Origin of the sequence: Streptomyces sp. HUAS 15-9 (assembly GCF_025642155.1) — a bacterium.
GTDB lineage: Bacteria > Actinomycetota > Actinomycetes > Streptomycetales > Streptomycetaceae > Streptomyces.
The window spans coordinates 3534758-3552457 of record NZ_CP106798.1 but is presented as its reverse complement, the minus strand read 5'-3'; the positions used below and the strand labels follow the sequence as shown (position 1 = coordinate 3552457).

The 17700-nt window shown below is 72.0% G+C and carries 12 protein-coding genes; 5 read left to right on the top strand and 7 right to left on the bottom strand.

Features of this window, described 5'->3' with window-relative positions; all coding sequences use genetic code 11:
* Window positions 1–112 precede the first annotated feature (112 nt).
* The 3 genes from N8I87_RS16210 to N8I87_RS16200 form a co-directional block, all read right to left on the bottom strand.
* Window positions 113–1852, bottom strand: coding sequence for an LCP family protein (locus N8I87_RS16210; RefSeq protein ID WP_263209479.1), 1740 nt, complete (start codon window positions 1850–1852; stop codon window positions 113–115).
* 232 nt (window positions 1853–2084) lie between these two features.
* Window positions 2085–3278, bottom strand: coding sequence for an LCP family protein (locus N8I87_RS16205; protein WP_263209477.1), 1194 nt, complete (start codon window positions 3276–3278; stop codon window positions 2085–2087).
* A gap of 505 nt (window positions 3279–3783) precedes the next feature.
* On the bottom strand, window positions 3784–4539 hold the full coding sequence (locus N8I87_RS16200) for a TIGR03089 family protein (RefSeq protein WP_263209475.1): 756 nt from the start codon (window positions 4537–4539) through the stop codon (window positions 3784–3786).
* Window positions 4540–4668: 129 nt separating this feature from the next.
* Here N8I87_RS16200 and N8I87_RS16195 point away from each other — a divergent pair, with 129 nt between their 5' ends.
* Window positions 4669–6087 carry a peptidoglycan recognition protein family protein gene (locus tag N8I87_RS16195; protein ID WP_263209474.1) on the top strand — a complete coding sequence of 473 codons (1419 nt, stop codon included), beginning with the start codon at window positions 4669–4671 and terminating at the stop codon, window positions 6085–6087.
* 160 nt (window positions 6088–6247) lie between these two features.
* Entirely contained in the window at window positions 6248–7330 is a 1083-nt protein-coding gene (gene manB / locus N8I87_RS16190) for a mannose-1-phosphate guanylyltransferase (protein ID WP_263209472.1), read from the top strand.
* An 84-nt stretch (window positions 7331–7414) separates the two neighbouring features.
* Here manB and N8I87_RS16185 read toward each other — a convergent pair whose 3' ends face one another.
* From N8I87_RS16185 to N8I87_RS16170, 4 genes are all read right to left on the bottom strand, one after another.
* A complete protein-coding gene (locus N8I87_RS16185; protein WP_263209470.1) occupies window positions 7415–8425 on the bottom strand; it encodes a DNA-3-methyladenine glycosylase family protein in 1011 nt (336 codons plus the stop codon).
* 69 nt (window positions 8426–8494) lie between these two features.
* Window positions 8495–9802, bottom strand: coding sequence for a coenzyme F420-0:L-glutamate ligase (locus N8I87_RS16180; protein ID WP_263209468.1), 1308 nt, complete (start codon window positions 9800–9802; stop codon window positions 8495–8497).
* On the bottom strand, window positions 9799–10758 hold the full coding sequence (gene cofD / locus N8I87_RS16175) for a 2-phospho-L-lactate transferase (protein WP_263209466.1): 960 nt from the start codon (window positions 10756–10758) through the stop codon (window positions 9799–9801). The genes N8I87_RS16180 and cofD overlap by 4 nt, the downstream gene beginning before the upstream one ends.
* Before the next feature lie 79 nt (window positions 10759–10837).
* Entirely contained in the window at window positions 10838–11380 is a 543-nt protein-coding gene (locus N8I87_RS16170; protein ID WP_263209464.1) for a cysteine dioxygenase, read from the bottom strand.
* A 673-nt stretch (window positions 11381–12053) separates the two neighbouring features.
* On the opposite strand from N8I87_RS16170, the gene N8I87_RS16165 reads away from it, so the two are divergent.
* The 3 genes from N8I87_RS16165 (at window position 12054) to N8I87_RS16155 (ending at window position 17690) form a co-directional block, all read left to right on the top strand.
* On the top strand, window positions 12054–12317 hold the full coding sequence (locus N8I87_RS16165) for a WhiB family transcriptional regulator (RefSeq protein WP_003975777.1): 264 nt from the start codon (window positions 12054–12056) through the stop codon (window positions 12315–12317).
* 193 nt (window positions 12318–12510) lie between these two features.
* Window positions 12511–16188 (top strand): glycosyltransferase family 2 protein, encoded by a 3678-nt coding sequence (locus tag N8I87_RS16160; RefSeq protein WP_263209439.1) that lies wholly within the window; start codon window positions 12511–12513, stop codon window positions 16186–16188.
* Entirely contained in the window at window positions 16185–17690 is a 1506-nt protein-coding gene (locus N8I87_RS16155) for a DUF5719 family protein (RefSeq protein WP_263209437.1), read from the top strand. The genes N8I87_RS16160 and N8I87_RS16155 overlap by 4 nt, the downstream gene beginning before the upstream one ends.
* Window positions 17691–17700 lie beyond the last annotated feature (10 nt).

The window sequence follows — 17700 nt, the reverse complement described above, 5'->3', positions numbered from 1 at the left end:
GGAACCTCCCCCCGCACACTGCTCTGCGCCAACTGCCTGCCCTCCCCGCCCTGCGCCTGACAACGGGTCCCTCCCGCGTCGGGTTAGACGCACGAGGGACCCGTTGGGTTACCTACTTGGCGCATGTCACCTTGTCTGCCGTGGACTTATCAACATCCGGCGCCTTTGCCGGAGTGGTGAGGGACACACCCGCACCCTTGAAGTCCTTGCCCAGGGTCAGCGTCATCGCGGGCAGCCCCTGGGAGTTGGTCACGCTCTTGCCGGGCTTCATCGCGGATCCGGAGAGCCCCATGATGGCGGCCAGCCTGCGCGCCTGGGCCGCCTGGTCGGGAGCGTACTCGAGTGTCGTCCTGCCCAGCTCCGCCGGAGCGTTGCCCGCGTTCTCCGACTTGAGCACGCCCTCGTCGTTCTGCAGCCACTGCAGGGTCTCCTGCGCGCTGCCGGCCACCGCACCGCCGTTGAGGATGCGCACCCGCACCTCGGAGGCGTCGGCCTTGGTGCCCTTGAGCCGGGCAGCCTGGGCGTCCTTGGCGGCCTTCTGCTTCTTCTTCACGTCGGTGAAGGAGACGTCGCCCTTGATCGCCTGGAAGACCGCGGGGGCCTTGGAGTCGTTGAGGACGACGGTCGCCTTGACCTTCTCGGCCGGGTTGTCCACGACCGGCACCGTCGTGAAGGTCAGGTTCTTCGGGTTGAGTTTGCCCAGCTCCATACCGAGGTCCTTCAGTTTGCCGATGGTGTCCAGCTGGGAGTCGACCGTCAGCGCCTTGGTGCCGGTCTCCGCGAGCTTCAGCATCTTCGTCGGGCTGGAGAGCGTCGAGTTGGAGCTGAGCTTGCGCATCAGCGCGCTCAGGAACTGCTGCTGCAGCCCGATCCGGCTCAGGTCACCGCCGAAGCCGACCGCGTGCCGGGTCCGTACGAAGGCCAGTGCCTGTTCACCGGAGATGTTGTGGGTTCCCTTCGACAGCTTCAGATGCGAGTCCGGGTCGTCGATGTTCTTGCCCAGGCAGACCTCGACGCCGCCGACCGCCTCGGTCAGCGTCTTGACCGCGTTGAAGTCGGCGACCATGAAGTTGTCCGGCTTGATCCCGGTCAGCGCGGTCACGGTGCGCACGGTGCAGCTGGGCGTCCGCCCGTCCTGCCCGAGGCTGGTGTTGAAGCGGACGTTGTCGGTGCCCGGGATGACCTTCTCGGAGCCGTCGGGCTGCTTCGTCGGGCAGTCCGGGATGTTCACGATCAGGTCGCGCGGGATGCTCAGCGCGGTGGCGTTCGACCGGTCCTTGGACAGGTGCAGCAGGATGTTGGTGTCGGCGTGACCGACGCTGCCGGCGTCGCCGTAGCCCTCGTTGCCCTTGCCGGTGCGCTTGTCGGTGCCGATCAGCAGGATGTTGATCGCCCTGTCCTTGCTGAAGCCACCGGTGCTCGCGCCGTCGTCGGAGACCGACGTGATGTTGTCGTTGAGGTGCTGGATGTAGAGGTAGGCGGCGGCCGACCCGGCGACCAGGACGAAGGCCATCACTCCGCCGGTCCACAGCAGTATCTTCTTCGCCTTCGACTTCTTCTTCACCGGCCGCCTGGTGCGCCGCCCCGGCGGCGGCTCGGGCTCGCCCCGGCGCCTGCGCTGCGCCGGAACCTCCCGGCTCGGTGTCTCGGACTCCTCGCGCCTCGGTGCGGGCGTGCGGCCGCGCGCCGCGCCGGCGGGACCGCCGCGACCGCGTGGTCTACGGGGGCCAGGGACCGCCGACTGCGGTGCGGAAGGAGTCAGTCGCAGTTCGTATTCACCGGTGCTCGGATTGAGTACCCACTGGTCTGCGGGGTCGATGTTGTCCGCCCGCCCACGGCCTTGCGCGTCCACGGTTGTCCGAATCCTCCGTTGGGGCCACGCGGCGCCTTCCCCCCTCAAGGCGCTCGGGTCTCGGTCAATCAGTGCACGACCCCAGGTCGGAGCTCGTGGCGTGGTGCACCGGATCGCTCACACTATCCGCCCAGTTCAGCGTTGGGTGACGCCGGTGACAAATTCCACGCCCCTACAACCGGGCAATCCGCCTCATTCCTCTGAACATAAGTTCGTCGTCTTGGCGCATGCTTTACCCGCAGCTGTTCTCGGCGGCCGTGGTCCCGTGGAATGTGGGTTCGGCGGAGGGGTCGCTCTTCTCGTCGCCGCCCCTGCCCGGATTGCCACTCTTCGTTGCTGATTTCGAGGAAACGGTCACCGGTCTGTCGGTGCGCAGCCGCGAGAAGAGCCGCTCGGCCGCCGGCTCCACCAGTTGGTCCCGATTGATGTCGTGGACATACGACTCCCGCGGAACGGTCAGGAACTGCACATGTTCGGTGGGGATGTTCCGCAGCCCGCGCACCAATTGGTACAAACCGCGCAAGCTGGCCAGCTCCGGGTCGGTGGTGAGCGACGAGGTCGCCGCGTCCAGCACGGGGTAGAGCTTCACGGGATTCAGCAGTACGTCATCGCTCCGCACCTTGTTGACCAGCGCGCCGAGGAAGCGCTGCTGGCGGTCCATGCGGTCGGTGTCGCTTCCGTCGCCGAGCGACTTGCGGGCCCGCACATAGCCGAGCGCCTGCTCGCCGTCGAGCGTGACCCTTCCCGCGGGCAGCTTCAGCTTGGCGGCCTTGTCGTCGATGGGCCGCTTCAGACACACCTGCACGCCGTCGACGGCGTCGACCATCTCCTTGAACCCGCTGAAGTCGACGACGACGTGATGGTCGATCCGGATGTCCGTCAGGTTCTCCACGGTACGGATGCTGCAGGCGGAACCGCCCACCGCGAAGGCGTAGTTGAACATCGCCCAGGTGGGCTCGCTGCGGCTGCCGTCCGCCCGCCGACAGCTCGGCACGCGCACCATCAGATCGCGGGGGAGGGACACCGCGGTGGCGCTCTTCCGGTCGGCCGCCAGGTGCAGCAGGATCGCGGTGTCGGACCGCTCCGTCCCCTGATCCCGCCCGTACTTGCGGTTGCCCGCCCCCGAGCGGGTGTCGGACCCGATCAGCAGGATGTTCTGCGCGCCGCGCACCAGCGGGGTGGGCCGCTCCCGCTCATAGCGGGCCAGCTCGGCCGCGGCGGCCTCGTCGGCCGTGATGTTGCCGCTGAGCGTCGCGTACACGGCCCATCCGGCGCCGCCCGCCGCGAGCACCAGGAAGGCACCTCCCAGGGCGGCACCCTGTGTCCAGCGCCGACGGTGCCGCCGTATCAGCCCGTCACCGGTGGCGGAGGCACCCGCACCGGGACCGAGGGTGCCCGAGGAAGGCGTACCTGCGGTGTCGGTCACGGGCAAGCCACCCCCTTATGGCGTACGAACGTGTCGTCCTGCTCCTACGACGATGGCCCGGAGGCAGCGGCGGGGGCGGCCGGTACTACTCCATACGGGTGACTGCGACCCCCTCAGGGGCACGCGGACCTGCGCGCCCGGCCACGACGGACCGGCAGCCGCCGTACAGCAGCGGCATCCCAGCTCAGCATGGGTGACTGCGACCCCCTCAGGGGCGCGGGGAACTGCGCGATCCGCCACGACGGACCGGTAGCCGCCGTACGGCAGCCGTATCCCGGCTCAGTGCGGGTGACCTTCCCGGCACGGGTGACTGCGACTCCTTCGGGGGCGCGGGGAACTGCGCGATCCGCCACGACGGACCGGTAGCCGCCGTACGGCAGCCGTATCCCGGCTCAGTGCGGGTGACCTTCCCGGCACGGGTGACTGCGACCCCCTCAGGGGCGCGGGGAACTGCGCGACCGGCCACAACGGACCCGCACTCGCCCGGAAACCGCCACCACCCCCCTCAGTGACGCGACGCAGTCACCCGCTCGCTCTCGATCCGCTTGGCCAGCGCGTCCTCGTCCAGCCGGTCGAGATGCCGGCACAGCACAACGGACCCCCCGACGGCCAACGGCGCGTACAGCCCCGCGCTCAGCCCCTCCCACGTGTCGTACGACAGCCCCGAGAGCAGCCGGGAGCCGGGTCCGGTCAGGTCCAGCGACGGCGCGTCCGCCCGGGCCCGGTCCACGACCTCGGCCCCGGTGTACTCCGCCCCGGCCACGATCAGCGCCGGCTCCTCGGGGTCCACCGGCGCGAACGGAGCGAACCGGTCCCCCTGGCTCGGCGCCTCGACGGCGTAGTCCATGAAGCCCTCCGGCGGCTGCGGGAAGCGCCCGCCCAGCGGCCGCAGCGCGAGGGCGACCCGCTCCCCGCGGCAGGCGCGTGCCGCCTCCAGCGAGTCCGGGCCACTCACGACGACGTCGGCCGCCGCCGGGTCGCCGGCCACGTCCGCGATCGCGCCCACCGACGAACACGCCAGCAGCCACACCGCCGTCTGCCAGTGCGCGGGCAGCAGCAGCGCGACCCGGTCGCCGGGCCCGGCGGCGAGCTCGCCCTGGAGCAGATTCGCCGTCTTGGCCACCCAATTGGCGAAGGTGGCCACGGACAGTTCGACGCGTTCGCCCGTGGCGTCGTCGTAGAAGGTCACCAGGGGGCGTCCGGGATCCGCGGCGAGCGCGGAACGCAGCAGGTCGGCAGGGGTGCGGTCGGTGGCGTTCACCCGTGCAAGCGTACGCGGCGCCCGGGCGGCGCACCGCGCGGCGGGGCCACCGGTTCGGGGGAACGGAACCCGACGACCCGTCAAGTTCCAAATGGACAAGATTATATGAAGATATCCAGGATGAGGGGCATGCACGGATTTCTCACCTCCTCGCTCGGTGTCTCCTCGGCCGGTGTCACCTGCGCGGCCGCCCTCGCCCTCCCGCCCACCGCTGCCGCCGCACCCATGAGACTCCCGGTGCCGGCCGTCTCCGGCGCCACCCAGTCGCTCCCGCTCGTACCGCTCACCCGCGACCGCGTCCACGGTGTGGCCCCCGAACAGGGCCTGTACCGCCGGAACGTACGTAACTTCTCCCTGGTCGGTGTCATCTGGGACAACCCCGACACCGAACTCCACGGCCTGGTCCGGGTCCGCACCCGTGACGTGGCCGACGGCTCCTGGTCGGGCTGGCAGGACGTCGAGACGCACAGCGAGGACCACGGCGCCGACCCGGGCACGGCGGAGCGCACGTCCGGCCGGGTGCGCGGCGCGACGGCACCACTGTGGGTGGGGGACTCGGACGGCGTGGAGGTGCGCGTGCGCGCGGACGCCGTGGACGCGGCGGGCCCCGGCCGTGACGGGGGCGCCGCCGACCGGCCCCTTCTCCCCTCCGGACTGCGTCTGGAACTCGTCGACCCGGGCGTCGACCCCGGCACGGAGCCCTCGCCCGTGGGCCGCCCCGCCGCCGGGCCCCGCGCCGACTCCCCGGGGACCGACGTCCCCCCGGGCGAGGTCGCCCGCGCCGACAGCCTGGGTGACATCGCCGCCTCAGCCGTCAACACCGACCTGGCGCTGACCCGCCTGGGAGCCGCCGAGATCCCCGCACTGAACAGGCGGGACACCGAGATCGAACTGCTGGCCCTGCGCTCGGGCGAACTGACCCAGGCCCAGAGCGCGAAGCCGTACATCGGACCGCGCCCCCGGATCGTGACGCGGCACGGCTGGGGCGCCGACGAGAGCCTGCGCGAACGGGGCTTCGTCTACACGAAGAAGATCAAGGCCGCCTTCGTGCACCACAGCGCCGGGGGCAACAAGTACACCTGCTCACAGGCCCCGTCCGTCATTCGCGGTATCTACCGCTATCACGTCAAGAGCATGGGCTGGCGGGACATCGGCTACAACTTCCTCGTCGACAAGTGCGGAAACATCTACGAGGGCCGGGCCGGGGGTGCCGCCAAGGCGGTCATGGGCGCCCACACCCGCGGTTTCAACGCGAACACCATGGGCATCGCGGTCCTCGGCAGCTACGACTCGACCAAGCCGGCCTCCGCCGCGGTGAAGGCCATCGCCAGACTCACCGCGTGGAAGCTCGGACTCTACGGGGCCAATCCGCGCGGAAAGACATATCTGACGTCGGGTGGTGGCAATCTCTACCCAAAGGGGAAGAACGTACGACTGAACGTGATCTCCGGCCATCGGGACGGGTTCGCCACGCAGTGCCCAGGAAAGAAGCTCTACTCCAAGCTCGGCACCGCCCGTTCCGACGCGGCGCGCTACCAGGGGCGCTGAGGCCGGGGCGCGCGTGCATCGCCGTCGGGACAGCCGGGGGAAACCGCATGCCGATGTCGCGGGACACCGCGTGGCCGTCGAGGGCGCCGTCGCACGGTCTGCATACACTGGCCGGCCGAAACACACTTCGGCCGGTCCCGGCAGGAAGCAGAGACGACAGGTGACAGAAGCGATCCTCCTGGTCGGCGGCAAAGGCACCCGGCTCCGTCCGCTCACGGTGCACACGCCCAAGCCCATGGTCCCGGCGGCCGGAGTCCCGTTCCTCACACACCAGTTGGCCCGCGCGAGAGCGGCCGGCGTCGAGCACATCGTGCTGGCGACGAGCTATCTGGCAGAGGTGTTCGAGCCGTACTTCGGTGACGGCGCCGCGCTCGGCCTGCACATCGAGTACGTCACCGAGGAGGAGCCCCTCGGCACGGGCGGCGCGATCCGCAACGCGGCCGCGCACCTCCACTCGGGCCCCGACGACCCGGTACTGGTGTTCAACGGCGACATCCTGACGGGCCTGGACATCAGGGCGCTGGTGCGCACGCACGAGTCGACGGGCGCGGACGTGTCCCTGCATCTGACGAAGGTGACCGACCCCCGCGCCTACGGCCTGGTCCCCACGGACGAGACGGGCAGGGTCCTCGCCTTCCTCGAGAAGCCGCAGACACCGGAGGAGATCGTCACCGACCAGATCAACGCGGGGGCGTACGTCTTCCGCCGCTCGGTCATCGACACGATCCCGGCGGGCCGCCCGGTGTCGGTGGAACGGGAGACGTTCCCGGGCCTCCTCTCCGCCGGAGCCCACCTCCAGGGCCTGGTGGACTCCACCTACTGGCTCGACCTGGGCACCCCCGCCGCCTTCGTCCGCGGCTCGGCGGACCTGGTCCTCGGCCGGGCGCCGTCCCCCGCGGTCCCCGGCCGCTGCGGCGACCGGCTGATCCTGCCGACGGCACGGGTGGCGCCGGACGCGAAGCTGACCGGCGGCACGGTGGTGGGCGAGGGCGCGTTCGTCGCGGAGGGCGTGCGGGTCTTCGGCAGCACGATCCTGCCCGGCGCCGTCATCGAACCCGGCGCCGTCATCACCGACTCCCTCATCGGCACCCGCGCCCGCGTCGGCGAACGCTCGGTCCTCACCGGCACGGTCATCGGAGACGGCGCGATCGTGGGCCCGGACAACGAACTCCGCGAGGGGGTACGGGTGTGGTGCGACGCCCAAATCCCACCGGGCGCACTCCGCTTCTCGTCGGACCAGTAGTTCGTGCGGGTGGGCGCAGCGGCACCCCGATAGCGCCGGGCCGCGCGACCCACCCCCGCCCGGCACCAGCACCGGGCGCACACCTCACAACCGACCGATGTCCCCCCGAGGCATCTTCGGAGCCCTCCGCGCGGGCGTCTTCCCGCTCAACAGAATCAACCGAGCCGCCCGATGCCGCTGCCCGGCATACGGCTCCAACAACTCCAGCATCACGGAGTCGTCCGCATACCGATCCCCGGCCAGCGCCCACCCCACGATCCCCGGCAGATGAAGATCCCCGACGGTCACCGCATCCGGCGCCCCATGACTGCGCTGCACGGTCTCCGCCGACGTCCAGGGCCCGATCCCCGGCACTACCTCCAACCGCGCCTGCGCGGCCGTCGGCTCCATCCCGACCGCCTCCTCCAGTCGCGCAGCGACCCGTACGGCACGCAGAATCGTCGACGCCCGCTTGTTGTCGACCCCGGCCCGATGCCACTCCCAGGACGGAATCAGCGCCCATGTCCGGGGCTCGGGCATCACCCACAGCCGTGAGCCCGCCGCGGGCCCCGGCGCCGGCTCCCCGAACTTCCGCACCAGCAGCCGCCACGCCCGGTACGCCTCGTCGGTCGTGACCTTCTGCTCCAGAATCGACGGAATCAGCGACTCCAGCACAAGGCCGGTCCGCGTCAGTCTGAGCCCGGGCCGCCGGTGCCGGGCAAGCGCCACCAGCCGGTGCCGCGGAGCGAAGGCGTCGGGGTCGTCGGCGGCGCCCAGCAGCTCCGGCAACCGCTCCAGCAGCCACTCGGCTCCCGGCCCCCATGCCTCGCCGCGCACCTCACCGCCGTACACCGCCACCCGCAGCGTCCCCGGTCCGAGGGGCGTCCGGCTGGCCCGCCACACGGACCCGTCCGGCAGGGCCCGGAACGTCGGGTCGGCCGGTCCGCGCCGCAGCGGCCCGAGCACCAGCCCGAGATCGAGGGCGCCCTCCGGCACCCATCTGCGTACCCGCCCGGCCCCGCCGGTCTGCCGCGGCACGCCCGTCTTGGCGGGCACGGCGACATGCCCACCGCGCACGGTCGTACGCGTGGGCCGCGGAGCGAAACGTCCTGCCACGAGCGGGATCCCCTGAGCTGCCGGAGCTGTCCTATGAGACTAGTGAGGCCAGGCGGTCGTACGGCACGGTCACCGGACCTCGATGAACGCCCCCGCCTCCCGCTCCGGCCGGGGCCGCGGCACCTCGGCCGGATGCCCGACCGCCACCGCCCCCATGGGATCCCAGTCCCGCGGCAGCCCGAGCACCTCGCGCACCACGTCCCGGCAGAACATCGTCGACGACACCCAGGCCGAACCGAGCCGCTCCCCGGCCAGCGCGACCAGGAGGTTCTGCACGCCCGCGCCCGTGGCGACCACGAACATCTCCCGCTCGGCCGTGTCCCGCCGCACGTCCCCGTAGGTGTGCGAGCCGTCCATGACGAGACACGGCACGACCAGATAGGGCGCGTTGCGCAGCACGTCCCCGCGCCGCACCCGCTTGGCGATCGACTCCTGTGTCTTGCCGTCCCGTGTGAGGTCGGCGATCCACGCGTCGCGCATGGCGTCGAGCAACTGGGTCCGGGACTCCTCTGACTCCAGCAGGACGAAGCGCCACGGCGTGGTGTGGTGCGGGGCCGGCGCGGTCACCGCCGCGGCCACCGCCCGCCGTACCGCCTCCGGGTCGACGGGTTCGTCGGTGAAGGCCCGTACGGTACGGCGCAGGGTCACCGCCTCCCGTACCGCCTCGGAGGTGCCGAGCCGGAACATGTCGTCGCGCGCGTCGCGCACCATCGCCCGTGCCCCTTCCCCGTGCTCCCCGGTCACCATGTGCGGCAGCCCGCGCACCACGGCGACCGGCAGGCCGGCCGCCTTGCCCTTGACGAGGTCGCCCGCGGCGGCGAGTTCGTCCGCCGTGGCCACGACCGTCGCGCTGAGCGGATTGCCGTACCCGTCCGTGCCCCCACGCAGATCGTCCAGTACGCGCACCCCCGCGGCGCCGATCGCGACGTCCGTCAGCCCCGCGCGCCACGGTCGCCCGAACGTGTCGGTGATCACGACTCCGACGTCGACACCGAGGACGTCGCGCAGCCCGTCCCGGATCGCCCGTGCGGACGCGTCCGGATCCTCCGGCAGCAACAGCACCGTCCCCGAAGGGGTGTTGGAGGCGTCGACCCCGGCGGCCGCCATGACCAGGCCCTGCCGGTTCTCGACGATCCGCAGCGGCCCGCGCCGGGCCACGACCCGCACGGTCTCGGCGTCTATCGCCGCCTCCCGGTCGGCCGCCTCGACGATCCGGCCCTCCGCCTTCGACACGATCTTGGAGGTGACGAGGAGCACATCCCCGTCGAGCAGCCCGGGTTCGGCGGCGGCGATCAGCTTGCCGAGGTCGTCGCCCCGCTGGACCTCGGGAATCCCGCCGAGGGCCCAGACCCGGTACTCGGGTGCTTCCTCGCTCAAGCTCCCCGCACCTCCTCGGCCAGCGTCAGCGCCTCTCGGGCCATCCGCGCGGTCGCGTCCGCGTCGGTCATCATCAGCGGTACGGCACGGCAGCGGATGCCGGCCGTCTCGATCCGCTCCACCGAGCCGGCGTCCACGGTGTCGACGAGCCAGCCGTCGAGGAGCCCCGAGCCGTAGTGCTCGGCCACCGCCGCCGCGGTGGACTCCACGCCGACCGCCGCGAGCACCTTGTCGGCCATCCCGCGCACGGGCGCGTCCCCGACGATGGGGGAGAGGCCCACCACCGGCACCCCGGCGTCGGCGATCGCCTCCCGGATGCCGGGCACGGCCAGGATCGTGCCGATGGACACGACGGGGTTGGACGGCGGGAAGAGGATCACGTCCGCCTCCGCGATCGCCTCCAGCACGCCGGGCGCGGGCTTCGCCTGCTCGGCCCCGACCGGCACGACCGCCTCCGCCGGTACCGACGCCCGCAGCCGCACCCAGTACTCCTGGAAGTGGACCGCCTTGCGCTCGCCGTCGACCTCGACCGCGACATGCGTCTCGACGCGGTCGTCGGTCATCGGGATCAGCCGCACGCCCGGCTCCCAGCGGTCGCACAGCGCCTCGGTCACCGCGCTCAGCGGATAACCGGCGCCGAGCATCTGCGTCCGCACGATGTGCGTGGCGAAGTCCCGGTCGCCGAGCCCGAACCAGCCGGGCCCGGCCCCGTACGCCGCGAGCTCCTCCTTGAGGTGGAAGGTCTCCTCGGCCCGTCCCCAGCCCTGCTCCTCGTTGATGCCGCCGCCGAGCGTGTACATCACCGTGTCGAGGTCCGGGCAGACCTTGAGCCCGAAGAGGTGGATGTCGTCGCCGGTGTTGCCGATGACCGTGACGTCCGCGTCCGGCACGGCTCGCTTCAGACCGCGCAGGAACCGGGCACCACCGATGCCGCCTGCCAGAACCACAATGCGCATGGGAGCAAGTCTGGCAGGCGGGTACGACAACGCGTCGGGCAGCCGAGTGTCAGGCCGCCGAGTGCCGGGCGGCCGACCGTCAGGCAGTCACCCGACGGGGCCGCGCGCCCGCCTCGCAGTGCGGGGAGATGGGGGTCCCCCCGGTCGAACGAAGTTGAGACTGGGGGAGCATGGGCATCTCGGTCAGGCCCGGGTGGTAGACGTGCAGGCTGACCGCCGGCTCCAGCGTGTCGTTGACGACCTCGTGCACATACCCCGGCGCGAACACCCGCTGCGCGCCCGCCTCCAACGCGCGCGTGCCCCGCTCGGTCCGCTCGGTCAGCGTGCCCTCCAGGACGGTCAGCACGCCGGAGGACCGGCCGTGGTCGTGCAGCCCGCTGCCCTGTCCCGGCACCCAGGAAAGCAGCCACACCTCGTAGCCGGGTCCGGTGCGCAGCCGGTGGTACCAGCGGGTCGTCGCGTCGTACCGGACGAGGTGCTCCCACTGGGAGCGGTCGGCGGCGATGGCGCGGGCCAGGCCGACGAACTCGGCGACGGTGGCCGGGTGCTCGCGCGGGGGCTGCAGCAGGTGCGGGACTTCGAGGATGTCGCCGGCGATCTGGAGGTCGTTGTCGCTGTTCATGGGCGTGGGGTGGGTCCTCGGCGGAAGAGTGGGGGCTGGGGTCTCGCGTGCCGTCCGCCCGGGTCACGGACGGAAGGGGTGGCCCTGGATCAGGGTCGGGGAAGGGGACAGCAGCCGAGTCGGGATGGACTCAAGGGCAACCGGAGCGCGTTGGGCTCAACAGCTGGAACAGCGACAACAGCTACAGCGACCGTGGGCAGCACCGTGGGACCCGGCGGTGCGGGTCGAGGTGGGAGCCAAGTTCGCGAGCATGCCCCCAAGGACATCGGTTCACACCCGCACTGTCAACTCGGCGACCGGTATGTGGGACATGTTTCACCTCATCCGGTGCATCTCCAGGGTGAAGGGTTTGTTCTGCGGGACACCCGGACACATCGCGCACAACCGGGCGCATGAGTCCCGTCGGAACGCGATCGAACTTCTGGGCGTCCTTCTCCGTACAAGTGTCTGTGTGGGGTCGGCGTCCCTCCCGGGCCATATCTGCGTGTCAAGGTTTATGGCGATTTGAACACTTTCCGCATGGCCTTGGTTCCGCAGAGTGAATAACGGGCCCAATAGCAGATCCCGGCTTGACTCGCCCGGAGCAGCACACTTGTAATTTCACTCGTGTCGTTCAGCCGGGGACCGGTAACGGCTACATCACGGGGACGCGAAAGACAGACGAGGGGCGCACATGACCGAGCTGGTGCAGCAACTGCTGGTCGACGACGCGGACGAGGAACTCGGCTGGCAGGAGCGCGCACTGTGCGCCCAGACCGACCCCGAGTCCTTCTTCCCCGAGAAGGGCGGCTCGACCAGAGAGGCCAAAAAGGTCTGCCTCGCCTGCGAGGTGCGCTCCGAGTGCCTCGAGTACGCCCTGGCCAACGACGAGCGCTTCGGGATCTGGGGCGGTCTGTCCGAACGGGAGCGCCGCCGGCTGAAGAAGGCCGCCGTCTGAGAAGACCGCACAGATTCCTTCACCTGTACACGTCTCGTACGCGTCACGAACGGCCCGTCGCCGGTGGGTTATCCACAGGCGGCGGGCCGTCTTCCTGCCCAGCCGATAGTGTGGTCGCTCGTCCGAGACGCCCCGCCGCCCCCTCGGGGCACAGGCGTCCACCGCAGTCCATCGAACCGGGGCCCGTACCTCGATGTCCGTGCACAGCCAAACGGCAGCCCAACACGACGCTGCCACCGCAGTGTTTGACCCGGCCCACCAGCCCGAGTCTCCGCGTCATGTGGTGACCGCGGTCCTCGTCTCCCACGACGGCGCCCGCTGGCTGCCCGACGCGCTCGCCGGGCTGCTCGGCCAGGAGCGCCCCGTTCAGTACGCCGTCGCGGCCGACACCGGCAGCGCGGACGACTCCGCCCGGCTGGTCACCGACGCCCTCGGCGCCGACCGTGTGCTCCACCTCGCCCGGCGCACCGGCTTCGGCCAGGCCGTCGAGGAGGCCAACCGCAGCGCCCCCGTGCTCACCCCGGACGAGCTGCCGTATCTCAAGCGGCCCAGCGGCTGGGACCCCGTCACGCGCACCTGGCGCGACGACGCCTACGACCTGCCCGAGCTCCCGCACGGCGAGCCGATCCAGTGGCTGTGGCTGCTGCACGACGACTGCGCCCCCGACCCCGACGCCCTCGCCCAGCTGCTGCGCGTCGTCGACAACGAGATGGAGCTCGGCCGCGACGACGTGGCCGTCGTGGGCCCCAAGCTGCGCGGCTGGTACGACCGCCGCCAGCTCCTGGAGGTCGGCGTCACCATCGCCAACTCCGGCCGCCGCTGGACCGGCCTCGACCGCCGCGAACAGGACCAGGGCCAGCACGACCACGTACGGCCCGTGCTGTCGGTGTCCACCGCCGGCATGCTGATCCGGCGCGACGTCTTCGAGGAACTCGGCGGCTTCGACCGTCGGCTGCCCCTGATGCGCGACGACGTCGACCTGTGCTGGCGCGCACACTCGGCCGGCCACCGCGTCCTCATCGCCCCCGATGCCGTCGTACGGCACGCCGAGGCCGCCTCCCGCGAGCGCCGCACCGTCGACTGCCTGGGCCGCACCGCCGCGTCCCCGCACAAGGTCGACAAGGCGGGCGCCGTCTACACCCTCCTCGTCAACACGCGCACGGGGTTGCTGCCCTGGGTGCTGCTGCGCGTGGCGCTCGGCACCTTCATGAGGACCGTCGCCTACCTCGTCGGCAAGGTCCCCGGACAGGCCGTCGACGAGATCCGCGGCCTCCTGGGCACCCTGTTGCGGCCCGAGCGGATCATCGCCGGACGGCGCAGGCGCGGCCGTCCGCAGATCGACAAGGGCGAGCTGCGGGCGCTGTTCCCGCCACCGGGCGCGACCGTGCGGGCCACCGTGGAGCAGGTCGCCGGCGACTTCTTCGGCGGCTCCGACACCGAGGCCTCCTCGGCCGGACGGCACGGCGGCGCGGTCGAGTCCGGGCCCGGCGGCGACGACGCCGACTTCCTGGAGGTCGAGCAGTTCGCCCGCGTCAAGCGCATCGCCCGCAAGCCCGGCCCGGTGCTCTTCCTGGTGCTGCTGCTCGTCTCGCTCATCGCCTGCCGCGCGCTCCTGGGCGGCGGCGCGCTCGCGGGCGGTGCCCTGCTGCCCGCCCCGGGCGACTCCGAGGAGCTGTGGTCCCGCTACCTGGACGCCTGGCACCCGGTGGGCGCGGGCGGCACCCCTGCCGCGCCGCCCTACCTCGCCCTCGTCGCGATGCTGGCCTCCACGCTGTTCGGCTCGACCGGCCTCGCGGTCACGGTCCTGCTCGTCGGCTCGGTGCCGCTGGCCGGGTTCACCGCCTACTTCGCCTCCCGCCCGCTCGTCGAGTCCCGCCTGCTGCGCGCGTGGGCGGCCGTCGCCTACGCCTTCCTGCCCGCCGCCACCGGCGCCCTGGCCGGTGGCCGCATCGGCACCGCCGTCCTCGCCGTCCTGCTGCCGCTCCTCGCCCGCGCGGGCACCGCCGCGGCCGGACTGGCCAACTCCTCGGGTGCACGCGGCAGTTGGCGCGCCACCTGGGCGTACGCGCTGCTGCTGACCCTGGCCACCGCCTTCACACCGATCGTGTGGCCGATCGCACTGGTCCTGGGCATCGGCGTACTGGCCGTGCGCCGCCGCGACCCCATCGCCCACAGCCTGCGCTTCCTGGTCCAGCTGGGCACCCCGCTGCTGGTCCTCGCGCCCTGGTCGCTGACGCTGCTCCCGTTCGGCTTCTTCAAGGAGGCCGGACTGGAGTACGGCTCCTCGGCCGCCTCCGCCCTCGACCTGCTCGGCGCCAGCCCGGGCGGCCCTGGCACCGTGAACGGGCTGATGCTCCTCGGCATCGTCCTGGCCGCGCTGGCCGCCCTGATGCGCTCCGAGCGACAGCTGGGAATCCGCACGGCCTGGACGGTCGCGCTGGTGGGCCTCGTCTTCGCGGCCCTGTCCAACAGCTCCACCTGGGCCGGACCCGCGACCCTCGTCTACGGCATCGCGCTGCTGGCCGCCGCCGCGCTCGGCGCCGACGGGGCACGCGCACGCGTGGCCGAGCAGAACTTCGGCTGGCGCCAGCCGGTCGCCGCGCTGATCGCGCTCGCCTCGGCCGCGGGCCCGCTGCTCGTCGCCGCCGGCTGGATGATCGGCGGCGCCGACGGTCCCGTGCAGCGACGCGACCCGGTGCAGGTGCCCGCGTTCGTCGCCGAGGAGAGCGGCACCCGCGACCAGGCCCGCACCCTGGTCCTCGACAGCGACTCCACCGCCCGCGTCCGCTACACCCTGGTCCGCGGCTCCGGTGCCCGCATGGGTGATGCCGAACTGGCCGCGACCGACGGTGAGAACGGCAGGCTCGACAAGGTCGTCGGCAACCTCGTCGCCGGCTCCGGCGCCGACCAGGCGAACCAGCTCGGCGGCTTCGCCGTGCGCTACGTCCTGGTCCACAACGGCGCGCCCCGCGAGGTCACCCGCGTCCTGGACGCCACGCCCGGCCTGACCCGGCTCAGCCAGCAGAGCGGCAGCGCGCTGTGGCGCGTCGACCAGCAGGTCTCACGGGCCGCGATCGTGCCCGCCTCGGGCTCGGGCACCGCACAGCCGGTCGCCGCCGGACCCGTCGAGATCCACACCACGATCCCGACCGGCGCCGACGGCCGTGTCCTGCGCCTGGCCGACTCCGCCGCCGAGGGCTGGACCGCCACCCTGGACGGCAGGCCGCTCATCCGCACCACGGTCGACGGCTGGGCCCAGGGCTTCGAACTCCCCTCCACCGGGGGACGGCTGGACGTCACCTACGACGCCCCCGTCGGCCACACCGGCTGGCTGTGGGCCCAGGGCTCACTCGCCGTCGTCCTCGTCGTGCTCGCCCTGCCGGGCCGCCGCCGCAACATCGACGACGACCTTCCCGAGGAGGAGACCGCCGTCCCCGCCCAGGCCCCCGCCGGTGAGGGCCGTCGCGCCCGCCGTCTGCGGGCCCAGGCCGAGGCCGCGGAGACCGCCGACGCGGACGAGTCCGACCCCGGCAGCGTGCCTCCTCCTCAGGAGGAGGCTCCCGCCGCCGTCCCGCACCAGCAGTCCTACGGCGACTGGGACGCGTCGGGCTACGCGGGCGACGGCTACCCCGCCTACGGCGACCAGTACCAGGGCGCCGGGCAGTACCAGACGGGTGGCTACGACCAGCAGGCGTACCAGGCCGACCCGTACCAGAGCGGCCAGTACGACCCGTACGCGTACGGCGGACAGGGCGGACAGATGCCGTACGACCCGACGTACCAGCAGGGCTACGACCAGGCCTATGACCCGTCGCAGCCCCACCCCCACGGCACCACCGACAGTGAGCGCCCCGACGGGAGCCAGCAGTGAAGCGCACCACCCTGTCCCTGATCGCCGGCACCGCCGCGCTGGCCGCCGTCACCGGGTTCGCCGCGCTCAAGACGCCGGACGCGCCCGGCGCGCCGACAGTCCAGGCGGCGGCCCAGCTGCCCGTGGAGCGCACGAGCCTGCTGTGCCCGGCCCCGAGCATCTCCGACATCGCCGAGACCTCGTACACGTCCTTCACCCCCGTCACCAAGGGCACGGCGAGCGGCGGCAAGGCCGAACTCCGCTCGGCCACGGAGGAGTCGGCGGACGGGACGAGCGGCTCCGCCAAGGGCAAGGACAAGAAGAAGACCACCAGCGCCGTCCTGACCCCCAAGCAGCCCGGCACCCCGGTCACCGGTGACACCTCCGGCGCCGACTCGCCCGCGCTCATCGGAGCCGCGGACGGGAGGTTCGCGCCGGGCTGGACCGTCCAGGAGACCACCGAGGTCGCGGCGGGCAACGGACGCGGACTCCAGGGCGTCAACTGCACGGCCCCGGACACCGAGTTCTGGTTCCCCGGCGCCAGCACCGCCGCCGAGCGCACCGACTATGTGCACCTCACCAACCCCGACGACGGCCCGGCCGTCGTCGACATCGAGCTCTACGGCAAGGACGGCGCGATCAAGTCCACGGTCGGGGAGGGCATCACGGTCCAGCCGCACTCCAGCGAGCCGGTCCTGCTGTCCACGCTCAGCGACGAGCGGCAGACCAACCTGACGGTGCACGTCAGCGTGCGCAGCGGACGGGTCGCCGCGGCCGTGCAGGCCCTGGACGACAAGATCGGCGGTGACTGGCTGGCCGCGTCCGCCGACCCGGCGGGCACCCTGGTCCTGCCCGGCATCCCGAAGGACGCCACCTCCGTGCGCCTGATCGCCTTCACCCCCGGCGACGCCGACGCCGACCTGAAGGTGCGCCTCGCCTCTCCCGACGGCCTGATCACTCCCGCCGGGAACGAGACCCTGCATGTGAAGTCGGGCATGACGTCGGCGATCGACCTGGGCGACGTCACGCGCGGTGAGGCGGGCTCCGTGGTCCTGACCCCGACGGACAGGTCGGTCCCGGTGGTCGCCGCCCTCCGGGTCACCCGGGGCAAGGGCGACAAGCAGGAGACGGCATTCATCCCCGCCACCAGCCCGGTCGGCACGCGCGCGACGTCCGCCGACAACAGCGGCAAGGGCACGACGCTGTCCCTCATCGCGCCCACCGCCGCCGCGAAGGTCAAGGTCACGGCATCGGCGGGCAGCGGTGGCGGCACGCCGGTGACGAAGACGTACACGATCAAGGCGGGCACCACCCAGGACGTCGACGCCCCGGTCCCGGCCGGCCTGAAGGGCACGTACGCGCTGACGGTGGAGCCCTTGTCCGGCGGTCCGGTCTACGGCGCCCGCACCTTGGCGGCCACGGAGGAGGGCGTCCCCGGCTTCACCGTGCAGACCCTCCCGGACGACCGGGGGACGGTGGCCGTACCGGAGGCGGACCAGGATCTGTCGGTGCTGCAGAAGTAGCGGTCCGACC

Coding starts and splice junctions, on each gene's coding strand:
- N8I87_RS16195 (WP_263209474.1), top strand. CDS start 4,669: ATGCACGGATTTCTCACCTCCTCGCTCGGTGTCTCCTCGGCCGGTGTC.
- cofD (WP_263209466.1), bottom strand. CDS start 10,758: ATGCGCATTGTGGTTCTGGCAGGCGGCATCGGTGGTGCCCGGTTCCTG.
- N8I87_RS16170 (WP_263209464.1), bottom strand. CDS start 11,380: ATGAACAGCGACAACGACCTCCAGATCGCCGGCGACATCCTCGAAGTC.
- N8I87_RS16165 (WP_003975777.1), top strand. CDS start 12,054: ATGACCGAGCTGGTGCAGCAACTGCTGGTCGACGACGCGGACGAGGAA.
- N8I87_RS16160 (WP_263209439.1), top strand. CDS start 12,511: ATGTCCGTGCACAGCCAAACGGCAGCCCAACACGACGCTGCCACCGCA.